Raw genomic sequence first — 23,393 nt, 5'->3', positions numbered from 1 at the left:
AAAAACTAAACACATATGCACGCAGGAAAAAAATTTACCGCAATAGAATTTATCGTTTGGACAAAAAGAAGTATTTTATGTCTGGCAATTTTATCAACAATTCCTACGCTCTTTTATTTTTGCGGATGGAAGTTTATTTCATTTCCGTGGCAGCCGATCGCGATTATGGGGACTGCGGTTGCGTTTATCGTAGGATTTAAAAATAATGCAAGTTACAGCCGACTTTGGGAAGCAAGGCAGATTTACGGAGCAATTATCAATGACAGCCGAAGTTTTGGATATACTTTAAGAGATTCTCTTTCCATGAAAAACTCTGAGAAAGTAAAATCAATGTTCGCTCGTCATTATGCATGGCTGACTGCGCTTCGTTTTCAGCTTCGTGAACCTAGAGCATGGGAAAATATGAATACTGCTCAATACGAAGAGTATGCAAGAAAATATGATATTTGCGAAAAACTACTAAAGTTGGATGATGAGTTGAAAAACTATCTTTCTGCCGATGAATTGAAATATATTTTAAGCAAAAAAAACAGAGCAACTCAATTGATGGCTTTTCAGAGCAAAGAATTGTCCGAAGCTTATACAAACGGAGAAATCAATGATTTCCAATGGACGCAGATCAATCAGCAATTGGTGAAATTTACAGATAATCAGGGGAAAGCCGAAAGAATAAAAAACTTTCCTTATCCAAGAAATTTTTCATCGATTACGACTTATCTCTTGTTGTTATTTATTGTTTTTGTACCGTTTGGACTTTTGAAAGAGTTTGATAAATTGGGTGATGGAACCTTTTTAGAAGGTTTTACATTATGGTTCAATATTCCGTTTTCTCTTTTGGTGACTTGGTGTTTTCATACATTGGATAGTGTAGGAGAAGCTTCGGTAAATCCATTTGAAGGAAGTCCGAATGACGTTCCGATCACACAAATAAGCCGTACCATTGAGATTGATATGAGAGATATGTTGGATGAAACAAATCTTCCTCCTGCAATTATTCCTAAAAATAATATTGTGCTTTAATATTCTTAAATTAGAATAATCAAAATAATGCTGAAAGAATCTTAAATAGCTTAGAGAAAAACACAAATTTTGTTGAAATTAAATTATTTAAAATAATAAAATTTAACATTAAAAAACTCAGAGATAAATGATTCACAGTTATGTTATAATATCTATTGCAGTACTGTTGTCTGTAATGATACTCGTAATGATCGGGCAAAAATTGAAGGTTGCCTATCCAATATTTTTGGTTATTGCAGGTCTTTTGATAAGCCTTGTTCCGGGAATGCCACACATCGAAATAGAGCCCGACTTGGTCTTCCTGATTTTCCTTCCGCCAATTTTATTTGAAGCGGCTTGGTTCACATCATGGCAGGATTTTCACAAATGGAGAAAACAAATTTTTTCAATGGCTTTTGGATTGGTATTTTTAACTTCTATCGTCGTTGCCTATCTTTCTTCATCAATTATTCCGGGATTAACGGTCGCAATGGGATTCCTGTTGGGAGGAGTAAATTCTCCTCCGGATGCCGTTGCAGCAACTTCAGTTTTGAAACATTTAAAAATCCCGAAAAAAATCACAACAATTCTTGAAGGAGAAAGTTTGATTAATGATGCGTCGAGTTTAATTGTATTTAAATTTGCTTTAGCTGCCGTAATTTCCGGACAGTTTATTTTCGGAGAAGCAGTGAAAGATTTCTTCACAATGGCAATCGGAGGATTAGCTGTTGGAATAGGATCGGGATTGCTTTTTGGAGCTTTATTAAGAATCATTCCTTCAAATTCAAATATTGATACGATTATCACTCTAATTGTTCCTTACATCATGTACATTGGCGCAGAACATTTTCACTTTTCAGGAGTTTTGGCTGTCGTTTCGGGAGGTTTGTTGATGTCTTACAATTCACATTGCTATCTGAGTCATACCTCAAGAATTCAGTCTGGAAATGTCTGGAGCGTTTTGATATTTTTGATGAATACCATCATTTTTATTTTAATTGGATTAGAATTGCCGGTTGTAGTTGCAGCGATGAAAGATTACACGATTTCAGAAGGGATTTTTTATAGTGTTGTCATTGGCGGAGCAATTATCGGGACAAGAATTCTTTACAGTTATGCCTTAATGTATTTTCCAAGAATCTGTTCTAAAGAATTAAGATTAAAAGCTCCAAAACCTGATTGGCGAGAACCTTTTATCATAAGTTTTGCGGCGATGAGGGGAGTGGTTTCTTTGGCAGCGGCACTGTCGATTCCTGCATTTTTACCCAACGGTGAAGCTTTTCCGCACCGGAATATCATTTTGTTCGTAACTTTCGTTATTATATTAATTACATTGGTAGGACAAGGTTTATTGTTGACGCCAATTTTAAAATTATTAAAGATAAACGATTCTGGAAGCGAACTTCCTGAAGAAAAACAAGAGGTAATTTTAATGCGGAAATTAAAAGAAACAGCTTTGCATAAATTGGAAAATGATTTCTCAGATTTAGCGGAAAGAAACAGCCTGGTTCAGCATCAAAAACATAAGTTGGAAAACGAAATGATGATGATGGCAGACAAAGCACAATGTATGGCTTCAACAGGAGATTATGTAACAGCAATGAGTGAAAATAAAGATGTCATGAGACAGATCATTCAGGCGCAGAGAAACGAACTTCACCGAATGAAACGTGAGAAAATTTTTGACGATCATGTAATGAGAACCATTGAAATGCAGTTGGATTTTGATGAAGCAAAAATTACAGGATTTGCTCACGGATAGACTTTAAATTTAATAAGTGAATACGCAAAAAATTATTGTAGAAACAACATCTGCAGATCTTTGGTGGGGAATTTATGGTCTTGATGTAAAAACGGGATGGGAAGATATAACGTTGTTTGATGAATCTGGAGAGAAAATTGGATGGCTTTGTTTGTGTACAAAATCATATTTACGATATGTTTTGGAAGATTTAATTGATGATGAGAGGGAAATAGAATTTACTGATGTTATTAAGAGGCATTTATCTGGTAATGTTTGTAATTATTGGTTTTGTTATGACGAAATAGGAGATGAGGACTTTTTTGAAGTTAGTTTTGATGCTCCTAAGAATGAAAAAGGAATAAAACCTTCCTACATAGAAATTTTTCATCCCAATGAAGGAATTGATATTGAAACTATTAAATCTGCAGTAAGTACATTTGCCAAAGATTTTCTGAAAATAGGAAACTGTATAGTTGAAGTAATTTGTGATGTATCTATAGAAGAATCTATTAAGAGTTTTAAAGAAAATCAAGAGAGATTGGGAAATGGAAATATAAATGTATTATTTACAGACGAATTGATTTCTGAATTGTCAGAGCGTTGGAAAATGGAAAAGGAACAAGTTTTGGATAAACTGAATGTAAGTATTTAAAATATTTTTAATCTTTAAAAACAAAAATATGAGCAATCCAATTATCGTAGAACATAAAATAAATGCGCCAATTCACAAAGTCTGGAAAGCATTGACTGATAAAATTGAAATGAGATCCTGGTATTTCGATATTTATGATTTTGAATTGGAACATGGAAAAGTTTTTAATTTTTATGAACCGGGCGAAGAAAAAAAATATCATCATCAGGGAGAAATTTTAGAAATTGTTCCCAATGAAAAATTGAGCCACTCTTGGACTTATCCCGAACTTTCAGATAAGAAAACGACGGTAAGCTGGGAAATTCAACCTGAAGGAAGCGGAACTTTGGTGAAGATTATTCATGATGATATTGACAATTTTAATGATTTGGGCGAAAACTTTTCACGAAAAGCTTTTACAGAAGGTTGGAACGGAATTATCAACCAAAGTCTGAAGCCATATTTGGAAAGTAAATCAGCTCAATAAAGATTTAAGATCATATTTTTTTACCTAAAAAAATAAATAATGACAAAATTTACGTTTATTCGTCCGGTTTTGTGGACAGAAAATTTCGATGAAACGATAGGGTTTTATACTCAGATTCTTGGCTTTATCCTGTTAAACAGAAATGAAGATTGGCAATGGGCATTATTACAGAAAGACAACATCCAGATAATGCTTTCCCCGCCAAATTCACATGAAAAATTCAACGGAATTGGCTTTACAGGCTCATTCTATTTTAATGTAGATAATGTCAATGAACTTTGGGAAGATTTAAAAACCAAAGCAAAAGTTTGTTACGAAATTGAAACCTTCGATTGGGAAATGAGAGAGTTTGCGATCTACGACAATAATGGCTACATATTACAATTTGGTCAACATGCCGACGAAATTAGTACAGCGGAATAAATTTTGCTAATTTTGGAGAAATTATTTAGAATTCAATGAAAAAAAATATAATAGTAGGTTTTGCGGCGATTTTGATGTTGGCATCTTGTAAAAATGATAAAAAAGTTCTTGAATCATTGGCAGATTACAACAATTCTATGACAGAGAAAGGTTATCATTTTGGGGATAAACTTGCATTACCGAAGGATGTAACAGACGATGCGGAAAGCATTTCTATTAGTTTTGGAGATAAAGAAACTTCAAGTTTAACGATCGATCCGAAATTTTTTACTTTAGGCGACAATGCTGTTACTTTTAATATCAAAACAAAAAGTGGTGAAACATTGACTCAAGATGCAACGATCAATGTTTTTGCAAAAAATCCTGAACAAAAATTATCTTACGAAATCGTAGCAGAATATCCTCATGATCCTAAAAATTTTGTGCAGGGTTTCCAGATTGAAGGCAACACGATTTACGAAAGTGACGGACAGAACGGTTCTTCACAAATCTTAAAATATACATTGGGAACAACAACTCCTTTAGCTTCGACAAAACAAGGTCAGGAAGATTTTTCCGAAGGAAGTACGATTGCAGGTGACAAAGTTTATCAGCTGACTTGGCAAAGCAAAAAAGGATATATTTATGATAAAAGTTCTTTAAAATTATTATCTGAATTTGCTTATCCGAATGTGTTGGGAGAAGGTTGGGGATTGACGTATGACGGGAAAAACCTTATCGCTTCAGACGGAAGTAAATTATTATATTTCCTTGATGTGAATGATCCTTCAAAAATGGTGAAATATATTGCCGTTGCGGGAAGTTCTCAGACTTATGACCAATTAAACGAGCTAGAATTTCACAATGGATTTATTTATGCAAACGTTTGGCAAAAACCTGTTATTTTGAAAATAAATCCTGCAAACGGAGAAGTTGTCGGAACATTTGATTTCACTGAAATCGCAAAACAAAATACAAAAGGAAGCGATGATGTGTTGAACGGAATTGCTTTCAAAGGAGAAAATATGTTGGTGACGGGGAAAAACTGGTCAAAAATTTATGAAGTTACGATCAAGTAATTTTTTAGTTTAAATTAAAATAGTAAAAGTGAAGAAAAGTCTTGTTGTAGGTTTTGCACTGGTCTTGTTATTGACATCTTGTAAAAATAATAAAGATATTTTGAACTCTTTAGCGGATTATAATAATTCGATGACGGAAAAAGGATATCATTTCGGAGATAAGTTGACGCTTCCTAAAGATGTGACCGATAATGCGGAAAGTATTTCGATCAGCTTTGGAGATAAAGAAACTTCAAGTTTAACAATTGATCCTAAGTTTTTTGAATTTGGGGATAATGAAGTTACCTTTAATATTAAGACAAAAGGCGGCGAAACTTTAAACCAGGATGCAACGATCAATGTTTTTTCGAAAACTCCTGAACAGAATATTCCTTTTGAAATTGTAGCTGAATATCCTCATGATCCGAAAAATTTTGTAGAAGGTTTTCTTATTGAAGGAAATACGATCTATGAAAGTGACGGATTGGAAAAGGCTTCACAATTAATAAAATACACATTGGGAAGTACAACTCCAACTGTGTCTGAAAAACAACCTGCCGATGTTTTTTCTGAAGGTTGCGCTATCGTTGGTGATAAAATTTATCAGCTGACATATCAGAATAAAATAGGATTTGTTTACGATAAAAACACATTAAAGAAAATCTCGGAATTTCCTTTGCCTAATGAATTTGGTGAAGGTTGGGGAATGACTTATGACGGGAAAAATCTTATTGCGGATACCGGCTCAAACGATTTGTATTTTTTGGATGTAAATAATCCTTCAAAAGTTATAAAAACTGTTCCCGTTGGTGGAAATAAAGATATTTATACTCAAATTAATGAATTGGAATATCACAACGGATTTATTTACGCAAATGTTTGGCACAAACCATATATTTTAAAGATAAATCCTGCGACAGGAGAAGTGGTCGGGAAATTTGATTTTACAAAGATCACAGACGAAAATACCAAAAATGACAGCGAACATGTTTTAAACGGAATCGCTTTTAAAGGAGATAATATGTTGGTGACGGGAAAGAATTGGTCAAAAATATATGAAGTTGCGATTAAGTAAATTAAAAATAAATCACAATTTCTATTGAAACAAATAAAAATAGGTAAATTGGTAGCGTTCCTTTTGGAGCGCTATCTTTAGTAAATAATTTGAGAGTATTACATTTAATATCTGTATTGATTTTCTGTTTGTTTTCTGCGCAGAAAGCACTTCCTTTAGACACTTTGAAACTAAAGGAAGCAAAAGATATGCTTGCCGATGATTACGGCAGTTTATATATCTACAAGAATAAAGATTTCAGTTTTACAAAGTATGATTCGTTGGGAAAACAAATTGGGAAAATGATGTTTACGGTTCCTTTTAAAGTTCAGACGGTACAAAATCCGTTGAGCGTTCCTCTGTTTTCTGAAAATGCTCAGGAAATGAAATTCGTCGATCAAAATTTAAATGAAATCCAGAAGGTTGATTTTAAACAGAAATTTGGTTTTATTAAAATGGCGTATGCGGAAGATCTGCAGCAATTATGGCTGTTGGACGACAGTACAAAACGCTTGATTCAGTATAATTTCAGAAACGAAAATACAATCAATTCTTATCCTTTTGATGCAAGTTTTGATGATCTGATGGATCTTTTGGTGTATGAAAATAAAGTGTACATTTTAACTAGGAAACACATCAGAGTTTATACCTTAAAATTCGAAAAAATCTTTGAAGCTCCTGTTGAAAACGGTAAACGTTTCAGAAGAGAGAATGAATCTATTTTGGTTATCACAAATAATTCTATTTTAAAATACGTTCCGGAAAAAGAAATGGTTAAGGTTTTTGGGGATTCTGATGCCCAAATTGTGGATAAAAATACCCTTGCTTATTTTGAAATCAAAGCGAACAAACTCTATCTTTACAACCTCGAAAAACATAAAGAAGCTAAACTACAAACAGAACCTGATCCAAAGCAAAAAGACACGGAACAGAATGTAGAAAAATCGGCGGAAAAACCTTCGGAACCAGACACTCCAGAAGGAAAGCTGGAGAAAAAAACTCAGGAAATTGAAAGCAAAAATCCTGCAGAAAGTTCCTTGCAGAAGCTGATTGAGGATAGCTCGGAAGTTCAGTCTGCCGGAGTTTAGTTATTTATTAAAAATAGAAAAATAAACTAAGGAAAAATATGCATATTGCAGTTACAGGAAATATTGGAGCAGGAAAAACTACTTTGACGACGATGCTTTCTAAGCATTATGGTTGGGATGCTCAGTTTGAAGATGTAGATCACAATCCTTATTTGGAGGATTTTTATGCGGATATGAGCAAATGGAGTTTTGCTTTGCAGATTTATTTTTTAGGAAGTAGATTCAAACAGGTAAAAGAGATCAGGGAAAGTGGTAAAAACATTATTCAGGATCGTACAATCTATGAAGATGCACATATTTTTGCGGAGAACTTGAATGATATGAATCTTCTTTCAGATCGTGATTTTAAAAATTATGAAGCTGTTTTTACGTTGATGAAATCTTTCGTCTCTGCACCGGATTTATTGATTTATCTTAAATCTGATGTGCCGAATCTGGTAAAAAAGATTTACAAAAGAGGAAGAGAATATGAAGCATCGATCAGTATAGAATACCTTTCAAAACTGAACCAGAAATATGAGAAATGGATTTCCAATTACACAGAAGGAAAACTTTTGATCATTGAGGTTGATGATTTGGATTTTGTAGAAAAACCTGAAGATTTCGGATTTATCTTAGAAAAAATCGAGGCAGAATTAAATGGCTTGTTTTAACAAAGTTTTATTATAAATTAAAGTCACTGTGATTTGATTTCTTTTTAAATTTGTTAAAGACAAGTTTAATTTTAAATATAATTAAAGATGTTAGTTAAAGTTTTACATAATGGAAATTGCTCAAAATCGAATGCGGTTTTGGAGTATCTTGACGAAAATGGAGTACCGTTTGAGATCATCAATATTGTAGACGATCCGCTAAGTATTCTTGAAATTAAAACCGTTTTAAAGAAATTGAATCAAAGTGTTTTTCATATCATCCGAAAAACAGAAAAATTATATCTGGAAAATTTTGCCGACAAAAATTTATCCGAAGAAGAATGGATTAAAGTTTTGTCTGAGAATCCTTCACTAATTCAAAGACCGATTATAATCAAAGGTTCTGTGGCAATGTTGGGAAGACCGATTGAAAATGTTAAGTATTTTATTGAAAAATAAACGTCATTACATTAAAAATTTAAACTAAAAAAGTCAGCGGTAAAGCTGACTTTTTCGTTTCTACAATAGAATTACGCCTTCTATTTTTGCGACCTCTTTATAAATATGTACTACCTGATTGGCATCCAAAACGAATGCATTGATATTGCAGGCTGTATATTTTCCGTTTTTGCTTTCGCGATTTCCTAATGTAAACTTGATTCCGTCAAATACTTTATAAATTTCTGTCAATTTAGACTGATCTGTCGGAATAATAAATTTGAATAAATAATCTTCCGGAAAATCGTGGTGATCTTCCAGTTTTTCCTTTAAAGAATTGTAAAAATCTTCAGGACTTGCATGTTGATTTCCTTGTAATATATCCATCTACTTTTTAAATATCTATATAAATATAGTGAAATTTTTTTTATTTTCCAAGCGGTCCAAGAAGTGACTTGGAGTTTTGGATTTCGTAATCTTCAATAATGTTGAATATTCCATTGACAAGCTGCTCAGAAGCCAATTGGCTTAAGCCTCCGGAATTCACAGTTGTTTTGTTTCCGCCTAAAAGGCTTCCCAATAAATTACTTCCTGATAATGCTGTATTAATACTTTTTACAATTCCGTACTGATTCAGTTGCTCGTCAACTTTCGGAGCAATAGCTGCAATTAGTTGTTGTGAGGTTTTTTCTTTTAAAATTAATGTCGCTGTTCCTTTTTCTCCCTGAATAATTCTTGTCACATCTTGGGAGTTCAAACTATTTACGGCATTCACTAAGATCGGTTTTGAGATATTTACAGTATAAACTGCCGCATCAGCAATATATGCTCTTTCTTTTGCCACCAAAGACGGTGCTACTTTTTCCAGCATCGAATTGATGTCTCTCAACTGTTTCGGAAGAGCTTTATCAACCATGTTGTTTTGTAAGAACGCATCTCTGTTACTGTAGACATTTACCCCTTTATCAATTCCGTTTAAAAGGAATTTTTTAATAATTGATAAACCCAGATCAGATGTTGCTAATGTGGTACAAGACTGCATTGTAGTATTAATAACAGCTCCGGTTCCTATTACTAAAGCTGCAGCGATGATGTATTTTTTCATTGATATTGATTAAACGTTAATAGTTTTCAAATAATGAACCAAATTTATAACACTATAATTAGTTTAACAAATTTTATAATCAACAATATTATTAATACACTTTTTTGTGAAATGAAGCTGTTTTTGTTTAATAAGCATGCTGAAAAGCTTTTAAATAAAGAAATAATAACGAAATGTTAATAATTTTTTCTTTGAAAGTCTTTTATTATGAATTGAAAATATGTTTAATAATTTCAATTATGTTGGATAATCTCTTAAAAATAAGTAACTTTAATTAGTTTCTATTGAAATTTCAGTAATTAACAAAATGATAAAAAAATTAAGCAAAATTAACATTGTAAGATATATTTTTATAATTTTGGCTAATGTCTTTTTTTGAGAATAAAGTATTTTTCAATAAAAGGCGTGAAAAAGGCGAAAGTCTTTTGTTAAAAAAGTGATTGTACGAATAAAATTAAACTATATGAAACAAAGTGATTTAAAGTATTCATGTCTCATTGCTGTTTTATACTTTGGTATGAATGTCAATGCGCAGACAACTCGTAAAGATACTATTCCAAAGGAACAGAAGATTGAAGAGGTTGTGATGATTGGATATGGATCTCAGAAAAAAGAGAATGTAACAGGAAGTATTGGTCTTGTTTCAGCAAAAGATTTAGCGGATAAGCCTAATGCGAACCCTATTAGCTCCATTCAGGGAAAACTTGCAGGTGTAAACATAACAAATACAGGTACTCCTGGAGGTTCTCCAAGAGTTGACATTAGAGGGGTTGGTTCTTTAACAGGAAATACCGTTTTTATTGTAGATGGTATGATTACTACTGACATTTCCTATCTTAGCTCCCAAGATATAGAATCTATGAGTGTTTTGAAAGATCCCTCAAGTTTGGCTATTTTTGGAGCTCAAGCAGCTAATGGTGCTATAATTATCAAAACCAAAACAGGGAAAGGTAAGCCAGTTTATAACTTCAATTCTTATATAGGATTTAAAAAGGCAACTAATGTTCCTGAAATGGTTAATACTGATCAATATATAGAATTATATAATGAAAAGTTAGTAAATGATAATAATGGATCAAGTGCGGGATCAATAAATAGAAATCAGTTTCCTGCTGATACAAAATGGTTTGATGAGATTCTTCGTACAAGCATTATAAATTCTAATGATTTTTCTGCGACAGGAAGTTTAGGAAAACTTAATTATTATGGAAGTGTTGGATATCTTCAGGATGAAGGTAATCTTGCAGCAGGAAGAGGTATTAATTCAGGAAGTGGTTTTAATAGATTTAATAGTAAATTAAATCTTAGTTACAAGATAACTGATAATATTACAATTGGGGATAACTTTAGTTTCTCCAAAATGCGTACTGATGTATCGCAAAATCCCTTATTGACTGCTTTTATTGCACCGCCTATCTTCTCAGTAATGAACCCAAGTACAGGAGATTATCAATATTTCAATGGATATTCTATTGCAAATCCAAGAGCTATGCTTGATCTTTATCGTTCTCAGGTAAGACAGGAGAGATTGCTTAATAATGTATGGGGAGAATTGAAATTTTTAAAAGACTTTACAGTAAGAATTAGCTACTCTAGTGATAACTATAGCCCAAGTCAATATGAATACACTCCAACACTTTCTTATGTTCCTATTTCTGGTCAAGTAGCATCCACATTAGTTACAAGAAATTTTAGAAATAGAAATTATGTTTGGGATAATACCATTAATTGGAAAAAGAAATTAGGAAATCATAATTTAGAGGTGCTTGCAGGTTTTTCCAGAACGAGAACTTCTTTATCACAAGACTATTGGTCTGCTAAGAATGTTAATTATGACGGAACAAATGGTTCTTTAAATATTGCAAACGGAACAGACCTTGTTCATGTAAGTGGTATAGATAGAGATGATGCTGTTGTTTCTGGAGTTTTCCAAGATCAGCAAAGAATTCAATCTTTCTTCGGAAGAATTAACTATGATTATAAAGGTAAATATCTATTAAATGCATCTATTCGTAGAGATGCTAGTTCACAAATTAGTGTTGATAGATCCAGAACCTTTCCTGCAGTTAGTGCTGGTTGGGTAATATCTAAAGAAGATTTTATGAGTGAACAAAACGTCTTCAATTTATTAAAGTTAAGAGCCAGTTATGGTGAGCTAGGAAATCCTAATGTAGTAAGAAAGTTTAATGCAAATACATCAATTATAGGTGGCGGTGCTTATTTTGGTAATACAGGGTATCCTGCTGCGACTATTGACCAGTTTATAGATCCAACTATTGGTTGGGAAACTACAACAGGAAAAGATGTAGGATTGGAAATGGCATTATTTAATAATAAACTTAAAATTGATGCAGCTTATTATGATAAGGATTCCAAAAATGTAGTTTATGGAGTAAACCAAGGAACTGTATCTGGGGCAAGTAACTGGAATAATTTTGTAACCAACGCTTATTCTTTTAATAACAAAGGTTTGGAATTTTCTGTTAATTATAACACTAAACTTAGTGACAATGTTACTTTTGGAATATACGGTAATTTTTCAACACTTAAAAATGAGATTACATCAGTTTATGGTGGATCATACCTAGAAACTGGAGCTAGTTTATTTGGAAATTCTATTGTAAGATTACAAGCAGGTCAGGCAGTTGGTTCTTATTATGGTTATCAAGTTGCTGGCGTTTTCCAAACAGATGCAGAAGCTGCTGCATCGGGACAAAGTGGTGCAAAAGCTGGATGGTTTAAGTTTGCAGATCAGGATGGTAATGGTGTTATTGACTCAAGAGATAAAACATTCTTAGGAAGTCCGATTCCTAAAGGAACTTATGGGTTTGGTGTTAATTTTAACGTTTATGCTTTTGATATTGCTGTTGATTTTCAAGGCGTATTTGGTAACAAAATATACAATTATAATCGTGAACAACGTTATGGAAATGAGACATGGGATTTGGATATGTATGAAAACAGATGGCAGGGACCAGGTACTTCTAATACGAATTCAATGATTACATCTAATCAATCTATTATTTTACCAAATAGTTTTTATGTAGAAGATGGTAGCTATATCAGAATCAGAAATATTCAGGTTGGATATAATTTGCCGAAAGCTTTTGCAAATGCTCTATCTATTACAAAATTGAGATTATATGTGAGTGCACAGAATCCTTGGACTAGCTTCAAATATCATGGTTTCTCACCAGAGATTACGAATACAGATAGAGTACAAATGGGAATTGATAATAATATTTACCCAATCTCTGCGATTTATACAGTAGGTATGAACTTAACATTTTAATTAAAAGATCATGAAAAAAATATTTTTAACACTTTCTATATTTTCATTAATCGTAAGTTGTAATGATGATTTTGTAGATATTAAGGATGAAGGACAAACGGATGTAGCAAATTTCTTCACGACACAAGATGATGCAATGCAGGCAACTAATGCTATTTATAGCTTTCTAAGAAGTTGGGAGAATTCAGGTTTTCCTGCACAATATGTATTCGGAGTAACTGGTGATGATGTGGAAAAAGGATCTAATCCTGGAGATGCATCATTTATAAATGCTTATGATAACTTTACGTTTACAGTAAGTGATGATGGAGTAAGAGGTTATTGGATAGGACAATGGCAAGCTGTTAACAGAGCAAATCAGGTTATCACAAATGTTCCGAAAATACAGATGGATACTACACTTAGAGATAGATTGGTAGCCGAAGCTAGAATGCTAAGAGCTTATTTCTATTTTAATTTAGTAAGAATTTATGGTGGAGTTCCTATATATGATGGACTGCCTGCAGATGGAAATTATCTAAAAGCAAGAAACTCTACAGCAGAAGTTTATAACTTCATAGTTTCTGACCTTACTGCAGCTGCAGCGGTTTTACCTCAAACATATTCGGCTGCAGATCGTGGAAGAGTTACAAAGGGAGGAGCTTTAGGGTTGCTTTCAAAAGTATATCTTTATATGAAAGATTATCAGAAAGCATATGATACATCTAATCAAGTTATTGCATTAGGTTATTCATTAGATCCAAGCTTTAATCATTTATTCAGACCGGCTGGAGAATTTGGAACAGAGTCTGTTTTTGAAGTAAATTGTGACTGTTCTGCAGCGTACGGAGGTAGTCAGTATGCTGAAGTTCAAGGAGTTAGGAATCAGTTTGGATGGGGCTTTTTTACTCCTACAACCGAGTTGGAAAATGCGTTTGAACCTGGAGATATTAGAAAAGAATTGAGTATTTTGAGAGAAGGAGAAACAACTGCTGAAGGAGATTTGATTCACAAACAGGATCCCCAAGCAGGAAACACTTGGAATCAAAAAGTTTATGTGCCATCATCTTTAAATAATAATGCTTGTGGTTATGGTTCTATACAAAATATTAGAATTTTAAGATTTGCTGATATTCTTTTAATCAATGCAGAAGCTGCAAACGAATTAGGAAATACTTCTACGGCTATTACAAATCTAAACAAAGTACGAACAAGGGCGTCTTTAGGTGGAACAACAGCGTCTACACAAACTGCTCTTAGAGCCGCTATTTGGCAGGAAAGAAGAGTAGAATTAGCTATGGAAAATGATAGATTCCCAGATTTGGTAAGAACAGGACAAGCAGCTACTTATTTAGGTGCTAAAGGATTTAAAACAGGAAAGAATGAACTTTTCCCAATTCCTTTAGATGCAATGAATCAAAGTAATGGTCTGTTTACACAAAACCCTGGTTACTAACAATTATTTATAAAACTTGAGAGGAGAATGAAAGTTCTCCTCTTCTTTTAGTATATACTTAAAAGAACTTTTCATGAAAAGGATAATACTTTCAATCATCACAATATCATTAATTTCAGACTCTTGTAAAAACTCACAGACTTCAAAACAGGAAGTTTCAAAAATTCAAGCGGTGAAAAGTGATATTACTGATGAACAGTTGATGGACAGGGTTCAGAAAGATGCTTTAAAATATTTTTGGGATTACGCAGAGCCACATTCAATGTTGGGAAGAGAACGCTATCACGAAGACAATATCTATCCGGATAATGATAAACACGTTGTTACAACTGGTGGATCAGGATTGGGTTTAGCAACAATATTGGTCGGAGTTGAAAGAGGTTTTGTTCCAAGAAAAGATGCGATAAAGCGATTGACTACAATAATGGATTTCTTATCAAAAGCTGATCGTCATAAAGGAGCTTGGTCACATTGGATTAACGGAGAAACGGGAAAAACTGTTCCTTTTGGTAAAAAAGATAATGGTGGAGATTTGGTTGAAACAGCATTTCTGACTTCAGGAATTTTAATGGTTCGCGAATATTTCAAAAATGGAAATGCCGAAGAAAAAGCTTTAGCAAAAAAATGTGATGAACTTTGGAAAGGCATTCAGTGGAATTGGTATACAAAAGGAGGTGAAAAAGTTCTTTACTGGCATTGGTCACCCGAATATCAATGGGAAATGAACTTTCCATTGCAGGGCTATAATGAATGTTTGATTACTTACATTTTAGCAGCATCATCACCCACTTATTCTATTGACGCTGAAACGTACTACAAAGGCTGGACAAGAAACGGAACGTATCTTTCAGATAAAGAAAAATATGGACTTCCAATGTATGTAAAACATAATGGAGCCGAAGAATATGGAGGACCATTATTTTGGACTCAATATTCTTACATCGGTTTAGATCCAACCAATTTATCAGATAAATTAATAAAAAATTACTTTGATTTAAATAAAAATCAAGTCTTAATTGATTATAAATACTGCGTTGAAAACCCTAAGCAATGGAAAGGTTACGGACCAAATTATTGGGGATTAACGGCAAGTTATTCAAGAAATAATGACGGAACTGTTGGTTACGATGCTCATTTTCCACAAAATGATCACGGAGTGATAAGTCCGACTGCGGCTTTAAGCAGTTTTCCGTATTCACCAAAAGAATCGATGGATTTTTTAAGATTTATTTATACCCAAAAACCTGAATTTATTGGTTCTGCAGGACCTTACGACGCTACCTCCATTAATTATGATAACTGGACAACGCCTAGATATTTGGCAATTGATCAAGGAACTATTGCTCCAATGATTGAAAATTATAGAACTGGATTTTTATGGAAATTATTCATGAATGCTCCTGAAATCCAGCAAGGATTAAAAAAATTAAGTTTTAAATCCGAAAAATATAACATTAAATAAAATTTTTAGGAGCTATTTCCCGCTTTCCACTGTATCTTTTTCTCCAACGCTTTTTTCAAGCCAATTCCAGAAAAAGGATGCCGTTGCAATCGGGGCTAAAAAATCCAGTAACAATACAATTTGTCTCAAATAGAAACAAATCTAGCCAAAACTTAAAAATTCTGACATGAAATTTAAACTAAAATATACCTTTTTATTACCTCTTTTATTTTCTATGAATGCAAACGCACAGGAAATTAAAGGAGAACTGAACAAAGAAGTAAAAAGACAGGAAAAGATTTCCTACATTTTGGATTATCCTCAAAATGCAAAAGGAAATGTTCCTCTTATTGTATTTCTTCACGGTTCAGGAGAAAGAGGAACTAATCTTGAAATAGTAAAGGCTCATAGTCCTTTCACACATAAAAATCTGATCAAAGAACCTGTTGCTATTTTGGCACCTCAATGTCCGGAAAATATGTGGTGGGATACGGAAACAGTTTATAATCTGATTAAAGAAATTCAGTCAAAATATAAAGTTGATGCTTCCAGAATTTATCTTACAGGACTTTCAATGGGAGGTTGGGGAACGTTGAAATTAGCTATGGAGCATCCTGAAATGTTTGCGGCAGTAGTTTCCGTTTGCGCTCCGACAGATAGAGTAATGTATGCGAACATCGATCAATACAAGAATTTAAATTTGAAAATTTTTCACGGAGGAATGGATGATGTCGTTTTGCCCGAAAATGCACTTAATTTTTATCAAGCATTACATCCTGTAAATCCATCCGCAGAATTGACAATTTTTCCAAATGATAATCACAATTCTTGGGATTCTACCTATTCAAATCCTAAGTTATATGAATGGATGCTGTCAAAAAGAAAAGGAAAATAACACTATGAATAGATTGCTTCATGAAAATTTTCACGGTTATTTTAATTTTGAATCTCTTGAACATACATTAAATAAGGATATTTACATCAATTATTATAAAAATAATATTTTGGTGTATTGGAACCTGTATCGAAATTCAAAGTTGATTGAACGAAAGGATTTTGGACAGGAAGACAGACACCATAGGGTTTATGAATATCATGATAATTATAAAATTTCAACCGTTTACAGCAAATCGGGGGAAATTTCTTCAAAACATATGTCCTTTGATAATTGCTTTGAAATCAACGAGTCAACAAGTTTTTCCGTTAAAGAGAACAACTTTTGGAAAATTAAGAATCTTAAAAACGGGATTGAAGAGATCAGTATTGATGCACAGGATGTTCGTATCATATATCGCTTTAAAAATAATCGGCTAATTGAACTTACTTTTGATATCGATGGCTATGAAAAGTCATATATCATTAGGGCTGAATATGATGATAAAGGCAGAATTATTCATCAGAATAAAATTTTTTTTAAACTGAATGATGACAGCAGCAACGAAGAAAAATGGTTTCAATATGAAGATGATTTAACCATAGAAAAAATACATACGGAAGAGAAATACGACTATAAAATTACCCTTTATGATGATGAGAAACGACCTCTAAATAGAATAGGTTTTATAGGAAATGATGATAATATCACGCTTGTAAAAAAATATATAAGATCCCAGGATGAAGAGAATTTAAAGCCCATCATGAAATTGATGAACCTGGAAGTTTTTGTATATGATAAATTTGGGAATAGAACAGTCTATGAAGAAAAATTTTATAGACCTGACTTTTCAACCGATCATTTAACGGATTATATTCAGGATTACAAGTATTTTGATAAATATAATATTGAATACGGATATTTCTACTGTAAAACAAAAACTGATTATGATGACTGCAGTGAAGGATATGAAAAACTTGAATATTTTAAAGATAAAGTGCATCAGTATGAAGAAGGTCAATTAGTTGCCATCCATTATTTAGAAAACGAAAAAAGAATCAGATCAGAATTTTTTCTGAATAAAAAGCATATTTTTGAAAAAGATGAAGATGGAAACACTCAGGTTTTAGAGCAGGATTTTGACATAATTGAAAAATATGACAGATTTGGAAACACAATTGAATCTCGCGTTAAAAATAAAACTACAGGTGAGACAGATTACTACTTTATTGAAGTAATATAAAAATTAAAACAAAAAACAGAACTATAATTAAAGAAGATAGATTTATGAAAAAGTTAATTGTAATAGCAACTTTAGCATTGGCTCCGATGTTTTTGGCGCAGGAAATGGTAACGAAGCCTGTTCAGTCTTATCAGACGGCTCAATATCAGGCTAAAAAGAAAGCTTTTGTAGATAATCTTTTGTCGAAAATGACATTAGACGAAAAAATTGGACAGCTAAATTTACCAAGTTCAGGCGATTTTACTACAGGTTTGGCAAAAAGTTCCGATATCGGAAAAAAAGTTGAACAAGGTTTGGTTGGCGGACTATTCAATATAAAAGGTGCTGATAAAATCAGAGCCGTTCAAAAAGTAGCCGTTGAAAACAGCCGCCTTAAGATTCCTTTGATTTTCGGAATGGATGTAATCCACGGTTACGAAACCACTTTCCCGATTCCATTAGGTTTAGCCGCTTCTTGGGATATGAATTTGATTCAACAGTCGGCGAGAGTTGCAGCAAAAGAAGCTTCTTCTGACGGAATCAATTGGACTTACTCTCCAATGGTAGACATTTCCCGTGAACCAAGATGGGGAAGGGTTTCCGAAGGTTCCGGTGAAGATCCGTATTTAGGAAGTGAAATTGCCAAAAACATGGTTTACGGTTATCAGGGAAAAGATCTTTCTGTTGGTAATACGATTTTAGCTTGTGTAAAACACTTTGCGTTATACGGAGCAGGTGAAGCGGGTAGAGATTACAATACAGTTGACATGAGTCACGTGAGAATGTTCAACGAATATTTTCCACCATATAAAGCAGCTGTTGATGCAGGTGTAGCTTCTGTAATGGCTTCTTTCAATGAAGTTGACGGAGTTCCTGCAACGGGAAACAGATGGTTGCAAACTGAAGTTTTGAGAAATAAATGGAACTTTAAAGGTTTTGTTGTAACAGATTATACCGGAATCAATGAAATGGTTGAACACGGAATGGGAGATCTTCAACAGGTTTCAGCTTTGGCTTTAAAAGCAGGAATTGATATGGACATGGTAGGTGAAGGATTTCTAACAACACTTAAAAAATCTTTATCAGAAGGGAAAGTGACTCAAGCTGAAATTGATATGGCTGCAAAGAGAATTCTTGAGGCAAAATATGATTTGGGATTATTTACAGATCCTTATAAATACGGAGATGCAAAATTAGCAGCAAAAGAAGTTTTCAGTATGGAAAACAGAAATATTGCTAGAAATACGGCAGCTCAATCTATGGTTTTAATGAAAAACGAAAATCAGGTTCTTCCTTTAAAAAAATCAGGAACTGTTGCAGTGATCGGACCGTTGGTAAACAATTCATTAAACATGCCCGGAACTTGGAGTGTTGCTGCTCAACATGCAAAAGCGGTTAATTTAATGCAAGGTTTGCAGGAGAATTTTGGTAAAGAAGTCAAATTTCTTTCTGCAAAAGGTGCAAACATCGATTATGATGCAAAATTGGAAGACATTTATGCAGCTCACGGTAAGAAAACCGACAGAGATAATCGTTCAAAAGAAGCTTTATTAAAAGAAGCTGTTGACGTTGCCAATAAAGCAGACGTTATCGTTTTAGCAATCGGGGAATCTGCAGAAATGAGCGGAGAATCTTCTTCAAGAACAGAAATTACAATTCCTCAGTCTCAGGTTGATTTATTAAATGAATTAAAAAAGACAGGAAAGCCAATCGCAATGGTACTTTTCACAGGTCGTCCCTTAGCATTAACGAATGTAAAAGATACTCCGGATGCAATTCTTAATGCATGGTTTGCGGGATCAGAAGCAGGAAATGCGATTGCAGATGTTCTTTTCGGAAAAGTAAATCCTTCTGGAAAATTGCCAATGACTTTCCCAAGAAGTTTAGGACAAGTTCCGATTTATTATAATGCTAAAAATACAGGTCGTCCTTTAGACCAGAAATTGGTTGATAAATGTGAATATCAAAGATTCCGTTCAAATTATATGGATGAGTGTAATACACCGCTTTATCCGTTTGGATTTGGATTGAGTTATACGAAATTCAATTATTCTGATGTGGCGGTTTCTAATGCTAATCCAAAGGGGAATCAAATGATTCAGGCTTCTGTAACGGTTACGAATTCTGGTAATTATGACGGAGCGGAAGTGGTTCAATTGTATATCAGAGATATGGTTGGAAGCATTACAAGACCTGTAAAAGAATTGAAAGGTTTCCAAAAAGTGATGCTGAAAAAAGGTGAATCTAAAAAAGTTACTTTCGACATTACTCCTGAAAATTTGAAATTCTACAATGGAGATTTGAAGTATGATTGGGAATCAGGAGATTTTGATATCATGATCGGGACAAATTCCGAAGATGTAAAACATTCAAAAATCAACTGGACAAAATAAATTTTATAAGCCGCTCATTTTGAGTGGCTTTTTTTGTATCTTAGAATTAAATAAACTGATACCATATTTTTGGCATACTTTTTACCAAATTGAAAACATTAAAAAAATTAAATATGAAAAAAACTATTTTATTGGGAGCAATGCTTCTTGGATCTTTAGCTTTTGCACAAAAAACTCCGATGGTAGGAGGTGACAAAGATGTTCATGGCTGTAAAGGTTCTGCAGGTTACACTTATTCTCAACTCAAAAATGATTGTGTAAGAGTTTTCGAACAAAAAATCAAGTTAAATGAAGTAAGTTCGGAAAAGGGTTATACTACAATGACGGCAGTTATTTTTAGTAAAGACATGAAAAAAGCGGAAGTTTTCATTCCTGACGGAGCAGCAAAAAGCATTATTCTTACAAGACAGGGAAAAGGTAAACTTTGGAAAAGCGGAAATCATATTAAAGAAAGCTATGTTTTGGTTCCTTACAAAAAGACAGGCTATCAGATTAAAAAAGATGATGTCGTGATCTATCAATAAAACAAAAACAGGAAATCAATTTTGACTTCCTGTTTTTTTATCCTAAAATTTAGATATAAGATTATCCTGCAACAACTTCTTCAGCATATACAAGACCTTCATAGCAGGCATTGTAAATTGCTTTCAATTCCTCCAAAGTTGGAATTCTTGGGTTGAAACCTGTACAAGGATCTATCAAGGCATTATTGGCAATATAGTCAAGATTTTTGTCCCAATCTTCTCTTGAAATTCCAAATTCTTTGATTGCTGATTGGTTATTAACTTCAGAACGCAATGTTTCGATTGCTTGAGCCAATTCTTCAGTCGTTTCTTTACCGATTATTTTTGCCAAATCAGGATAACGTTCAGTAGCAAAAGAGTTATAACGGATAACATTCGGAAGGAAAATTGCATTTGAAGCTCCGTGAGGAATTCCGTACAATGCTCCAACCTGATGAGACAACGAATGAACAATTCCCAACCAAGCATTATTGAAAGCTAAACCTGCCATAAATGACGCATCGTGCATATTTTGACGAGCTGTAATATTGTTCGGATTTTTCACAGCTTCTTTCAGATTGTCAAAAACGATTTCCAGACCACCTTTTGAAAGTACATCTGCAATATTATTATCAATATTAGAAACATAAGCTTCTACACAGTGAGTCAGTGCGTCAAGACCTGTGTTTGAGGTAACGTGAGCCGGCATAGAAGCACAGATTTCTCCATCAATAATCGCAATATCAGGAGTTAATTCATAAGAAACAACCGGATATTTTACACCTTTTTCTCTATCGGTAATTACAGCAAGACCTGTCGTTTCAGTTCCTGTTCCGCTTGTAGAAGGGATTGCGATAAATTTAGCTTTATTTCTTAAAACAGGAACCGTAAAAGGTTTGATTAAAGCTTCAAATTCCACATCCGGATATTCATAAAATACCCACATGATTTTCGCCGCATCGATAGCTGAACAACCGCCTAAACCAATAATCCAATTCGGTTGAAAAGTCTTCATCATTTCAGCTCCTTTTGCACAAGTTGCAGATGAAGGATCTTCCTCCACACCTTCGAAAATCTGAGTTTCAATTCCTGCTTCAGTAAGGTAAGCAAACGCTTTATCCAACGTTCCGCTTTTTCTCATCGAGCTTCCGCCTGTTACGATTACTGCTTTTGTACCTTTAATATTTGCTAATTCAGAAAGTGTTCCTGCACCATGAAAAACTTCTCCTGCAATAAATAATTTGCTCATTTTTTATTTAATTTTTGATGACGCAAAATTAGATAAGCCAAAATGAGCAATGTTATACAAACAAGACTATGCGTTATACATTTGCGCCAGTTCCTGTTGAAGTTCGGTTGGTGTTTCTTTCAATTTTGCTTTTACAAATTTGTTGAGAGCGGAAGGAGAATTAAAACCGAGATCGAAAGCAATTTCTTTGTGTGAAAGGTCTGAAAACATCAACTGACGCTTTATTTCTATTAAAATTCGATTATGAATTGCCTGAATCGCTGTTTCTCCACAGTGCTTTTTAGTAATTGAATTTAATTTTTTTGGAGTAATTATTAATTCTTCAGCATAATATTGAACAGTTCGGTGTTGCTTGTAATGTTCGTTCAGTAGCTTTTTAAATCTAACATAAATAGGTTTGTCAACAGTTTCTTTATGCAAAATCGGATGCAGACCATGGACAGATTCAATTAAACCTAACAAAAAAATCTTAATCTGAAATCTAGCCTGTTCTTTTTTAATCAAACTAGGCTTTTGGTAAATTCCCTGAATAATTTGAATCGAATTTAAACTTTGTTCAAAATCTTCCGGAGAGAGAATTGTACAGTTAAGTTGTGTTGAAAGATTCACATTATAAGTGCTCAGTTCATTTTTCAGAATATCAGAACAGAATAATATTTCTTCAAATAAAATAATTTTTCCTTTTAGATCATCACTTAAATCTGAAATAAAATGAACCTGCTCCGGAAATACAACGGAAATTTTTCCGGCTTTTAAATAATGAATTTTATCTTCAATATGAAGTTGCAGCGTTCCGTTTTCAATGATGATAATTAAGAAATGATCTTTTTTGTGAGGTTTAAAATACTCTTTCAAATTTTCTTCCGTCAAATCAAAAACTCGGAATGACAGATTTTTATCTTCTTCTTTCTGAATATTCTTTTTAATTTCTAATTTCTTCAAACTGCCCATTTCATTATTGTTTTAAAACGAAGCAGCAAATGTAGGTTTTTCAAAAATTTCGGAAAATAAAAAAGCCTGAAAAATCAGGCTTATGTTTAAATGCAAAGGTTTTCGTTATAGATTCTGCAAGGTCCGTTTTCCTTGTATTGACATGTTCCCTGTGGACAGCTTTGTCCAGGTTGAGGAACCCATCCTCCTGAGATCATTTTTAAATCTGATTTTGATAGTTTCTTTAAATTTTTCATAATAAATTGTTTTAATTTGGTTTATTTTGTAAGTTTTTTAAGGTTTGCTTAAGGATAAAAATATAAAATTAATTGGAATAAATTCACGATATGTTGAAAAAATATTTAAAAAAAATTTAGTAAATCTATGGTCAAAAAAAAGCGTTTTTATCTCTCGAT

The 23,393-nt window shown here is 33.3% G+C and carries 22 protein-coding genes; 17 read left to right on the top strand and 5 right to left on the bottom strand.

Annotated features, from left to right (window positions below; translation table 11 throughout):
• The first annotated feature begins 15 nt into the window (after positions 1 to 15).
• From ABD940_RS00835 to ABD940_RS00790, 10 genes are all read left to right on the top strand, one after another.
• Positions 16 to 1,020, top strand: a complete 1,005-nt coding sequence (locus ABD940_RS00835) for a bestrophin family protein (RefSeq protein ID WP_345199696.1) — start codon at positions 16 to 18, stop codon at positions 1,018 to 1,020.
• Between the two features lie 127 nt (positions 1,021 to 1,147).
• Positions 1,148 to 2,761 (top strand): Na+/H+ antiporter, encoded by a 1,614-nt coding sequence (locus ABD940_RS00830; RefSeq protein ID WP_345199695.1) that lies wholly within the window; start codon positions 1,148 to 1,150, stop codon positions 2,759 to 2,761.
• Between the two features lie 16 nt (positions 2,762 to 2,777).
• Positions 2,778 to 3,395: a hypothetical protein gene (locus ABD940_RS00825; protein WP_345199694.1), complete on the top strand. Its 618-nt coding sequence runs from the start codon at positions 2,778 to 2,780 to the stop codon at positions 3,393 to 3,395.
• 28 nt (positions 3,396 to 3,423) lie between these two features.
• Positions 3,424 to 3,861 carry an SRPBCC family protein gene (locus ABD940_RS00820; protein ID WP_345199692.1) on the top strand — a complete coding sequence of 146 codons (438 nt, stop codon included), beginning with the start codon at positions 3,424 to 3,426 and terminating at the stop codon, positions 3,859 to 3,861.
• 39 nt (positions 3,862 to 3,900) lie between these two features.
• Positions 3,901 to 4,284: a VOC family protein gene (locus tag ABD940_RS00815; protein WP_345199691.1), complete on the top strand. Its 384-nt coding sequence runs from the start codon at positions 3,901 to 3,903 to the stop codon at positions 4,282 to 4,284.
• Between the two features lie 35 nt (positions 4,285 to 4,319).
• Entirely contained in the window at positions 4,320 to 5,342 is a 1,023-nt protein-coding gene (locus ABD940_RS00810) for a glutaminyl-peptide cyclotransferase (RefSeq protein ID WP_345199689.1), read from the top strand.
• 28 nt (positions 5,343 to 5,370) lie between these two features.
• Positions 5,371 to 6,396, top strand: a complete 1,026-nt coding sequence (locus ABD940_RS00805; RefSeq protein ID WP_345199687.1) for a glutaminyl-peptide cyclotransferase — start codon at positions 5,371 to 5,373, stop codon at positions 6,394 to 6,396.
• A gap of 89 nt (positions 6,397 to 6,485) precedes the next feature.
• Positions 6,486 to 7,463, top strand: coding sequence for a hypothetical protein (locus ABD940_RS00800; RefSeq protein WP_345199686.1), 978 nt, complete (start codon positions 6,486 to 6,488; stop codon positions 7,461 to 7,463).
• A gap of 38 nt (positions 7,464 to 7,501) precedes the next feature.
• Positions 7,502 to 8,116 (top strand): deoxynucleoside kinase, encoded by a 615-nt coding sequence (locus ABD940_RS00795; RefSeq protein WP_345199684.1) that lies wholly within the window; start codon positions 7,502 to 7,504, stop codon positions 8,114 to 8,116.
• Between the two features lie 87 nt (positions 8,117 to 8,203).
• Positions 8,204 to 8,554, top strand: a complete 351-nt coding sequence (locus ABD940_RS00790; protein ID WP_345199683.1) for an ArsC/Spx/MgsR family protein — start codon at positions 8,204 to 8,206, stop codon at positions 8,552 to 8,554.
• 60 nt (positions 8,555 to 8,614) lie between these two features.
• Here the strand turns inward: ABD940_RS00790 and ABD940_RS00785 are convergent, their stop codons facing one another.
• Complete coding sequence (locus tag ABD940_RS00785) at positions 8,615 to 8,920, bottom strand: DUF493 family protein (RefSeq protein WP_345199681.1); 306 nt, start codon at positions 8,918 to 8,920, stop codon at positions 8,615 to 8,617.
• 40 nt (positions 8,921 to 8,960) lie between these two features.
• Positions 8,961 to 9,638, bottom strand: coding sequence for a DUF4197 family protein (locus tag ABD940_RS00780; protein ID WP_345199680.1), 678 nt, complete (start codon positions 9,636 to 9,638; stop codon positions 8,961 to 8,963).
• A 463-nt stretch (positions 9,639 to 10,101) separates the two neighbouring features.
• Between ABD940_RS00780 and ABD940_RS00775 the strand changes: the two genes are divergently transcribed.
• The 7 genes from ABD940_RS00775 to ABD940_RS00745 all read left to right on the top strand — a co-directional run bounded on the left by ABD940_RS00775 (position 10,102) and on the right by ABD940_RS00745 (position 20,819).
• Positions 10,102 to 12,930 carry a SusC/RagA family TonB-linked outer membrane protein gene (locus tag ABD940_RS00775; protein ID WP_345199678.1) on the top strand — a complete coding sequence of 943 codons (2,829 nt, stop codon included), beginning with the start codon at positions 10,102 to 10,104 and terminating at the stop codon, positions 12,928 to 12,930.
• 10 nt (positions 12,931 to 12,940) lie between these two features.
• Positions 12,941 to 14,365, top strand: a complete 1,425-nt coding sequence (locus tag ABD940_RS00770; RefSeq protein ID WP_345199677.1) for a RagB/SusD family nutrient uptake outer membrane protein — start codon at positions 12,941 to 12,943, stop codon at positions 14,363 to 14,365.
• 73 nt (positions 14,366 to 14,438) lie between these two features.
• Positions 14,439 to 15,827 (top strand): glucoamylase family protein, encoded by a 1,389-nt coding sequence (locus ABD940_RS00765; protein ID WP_345199676.1) that lies wholly within the window; start codon positions 14,439 to 14,441, stop codon positions 15,825 to 15,827.
• A gap of 166 nt (positions 15,828 to 15,993) precedes the next feature.
• Positions 15,994 to 16,701, top strand: a complete 708-nt coding sequence (locus ABD940_RS00760; RefSeq protein WP_345199675.1) for a carboxylesterase family protein — start codon at positions 15,994 to 15,996, stop codon at positions 16,699 to 16,701.
• 4 nt (positions 16,702 to 16,705) lie between these two features.
• Positions 16,706 to 17,923: a hypothetical protein gene (locus tag ABD940_RS00755; protein ID WP_345199674.1), complete on the top strand. Its 1,218-nt coding sequence runs from the start codon at positions 16,706 to 16,708 to the stop codon at positions 17,921 to 17,923.
• A gap of 44 nt (positions 17,924 to 17,967) precedes the next feature.
• The gene (gene bglX, locus ABD940_RS00750; protein ID WP_345199672.1) at positions 17,968 to 20,295 is read left to right on the top strand and encodes a beta-glucosidase BglX; all 2,328 of its coding nucleotides are present in this window, start codon (positions 17,968 to 17,970) and stop codon (positions 20,293 to 20,295) included.
• A 113-nt stretch (positions 20,296 to 20,408) separates the two neighbouring features.
• The gene (locus tag ABD940_RS00745; RefSeq protein ID WP_345199670.1) at positions 20,409 to 20,819 is read left to right on the top strand and encodes a hypothetical protein; all 411 of its coding nucleotides are present in this window, start codon (positions 20,409 to 20,411) and stop codon (positions 20,817 to 20,819) included.
• Positions 20,820 to 20,880: 61 nt separating this feature from the next.
• On the opposite strand, the gene ABD940_RS00740 is transcribed toward ABD940_RS00745, so the two are convergent.
• The 3 genes from ABD940_RS00740 to ABD940_RS00730 all read right to left on the bottom strand — a co-directional run bounded on the left by ABD940_RS00740 (position 20,881) and on the right by ABD940_RS00730 (position 23,234).
• Positions 20,881 to 22,047 carry an iron-containing alcohol dehydrogenase gene (locus ABD940_RS00740; protein ID WP_345199669.1) on the bottom strand — a complete coding sequence of 389 codons (1,167 nt, stop codon included), beginning with the start codon at positions 22,045 to 22,047 and terminating at the stop codon, positions 20,881 to 20,883.
• A 66-nt stretch (positions 22,048 to 22,113) separates the two neighbouring features.
• Complete coding sequence (locus ABD940_RS00735; protein WP_345199668.1) at positions 22,114 to 22,998, bottom strand: AraC family transcriptional regulator; 885 nt, start codon at positions 22,996 to 22,998, stop codon at positions 22,114 to 22,116.
• 86 nt (positions 22,999 to 23,084) lie between these two features.
• Complete coding sequence (locus ABD940_RS00730) at positions 23,085 to 23,234, bottom strand: bacteriocin-like protein (protein ID WP_345199666.1); 150 nt, start codon at positions 23,232 to 23,234, stop codon at positions 23,085 to 23,087.
• Between the last annotated feature and the right edge of the window lie 159 nt (positions 23,235 to 23,393).

It is taken from the genome of Chryseobacterium ginsengisoli, from assembly GCF_039542325.1.
Classification (GTDB): Bacteria; Bacteroidota; Bacteroidia; order Flavobacteriales; family Weeksellaceae; genus Chryseobacterium; species Chryseobacterium ginsengisoli.
This window is presented reverse-complemented; position numbering and strand designations above follow the sequence as displayed.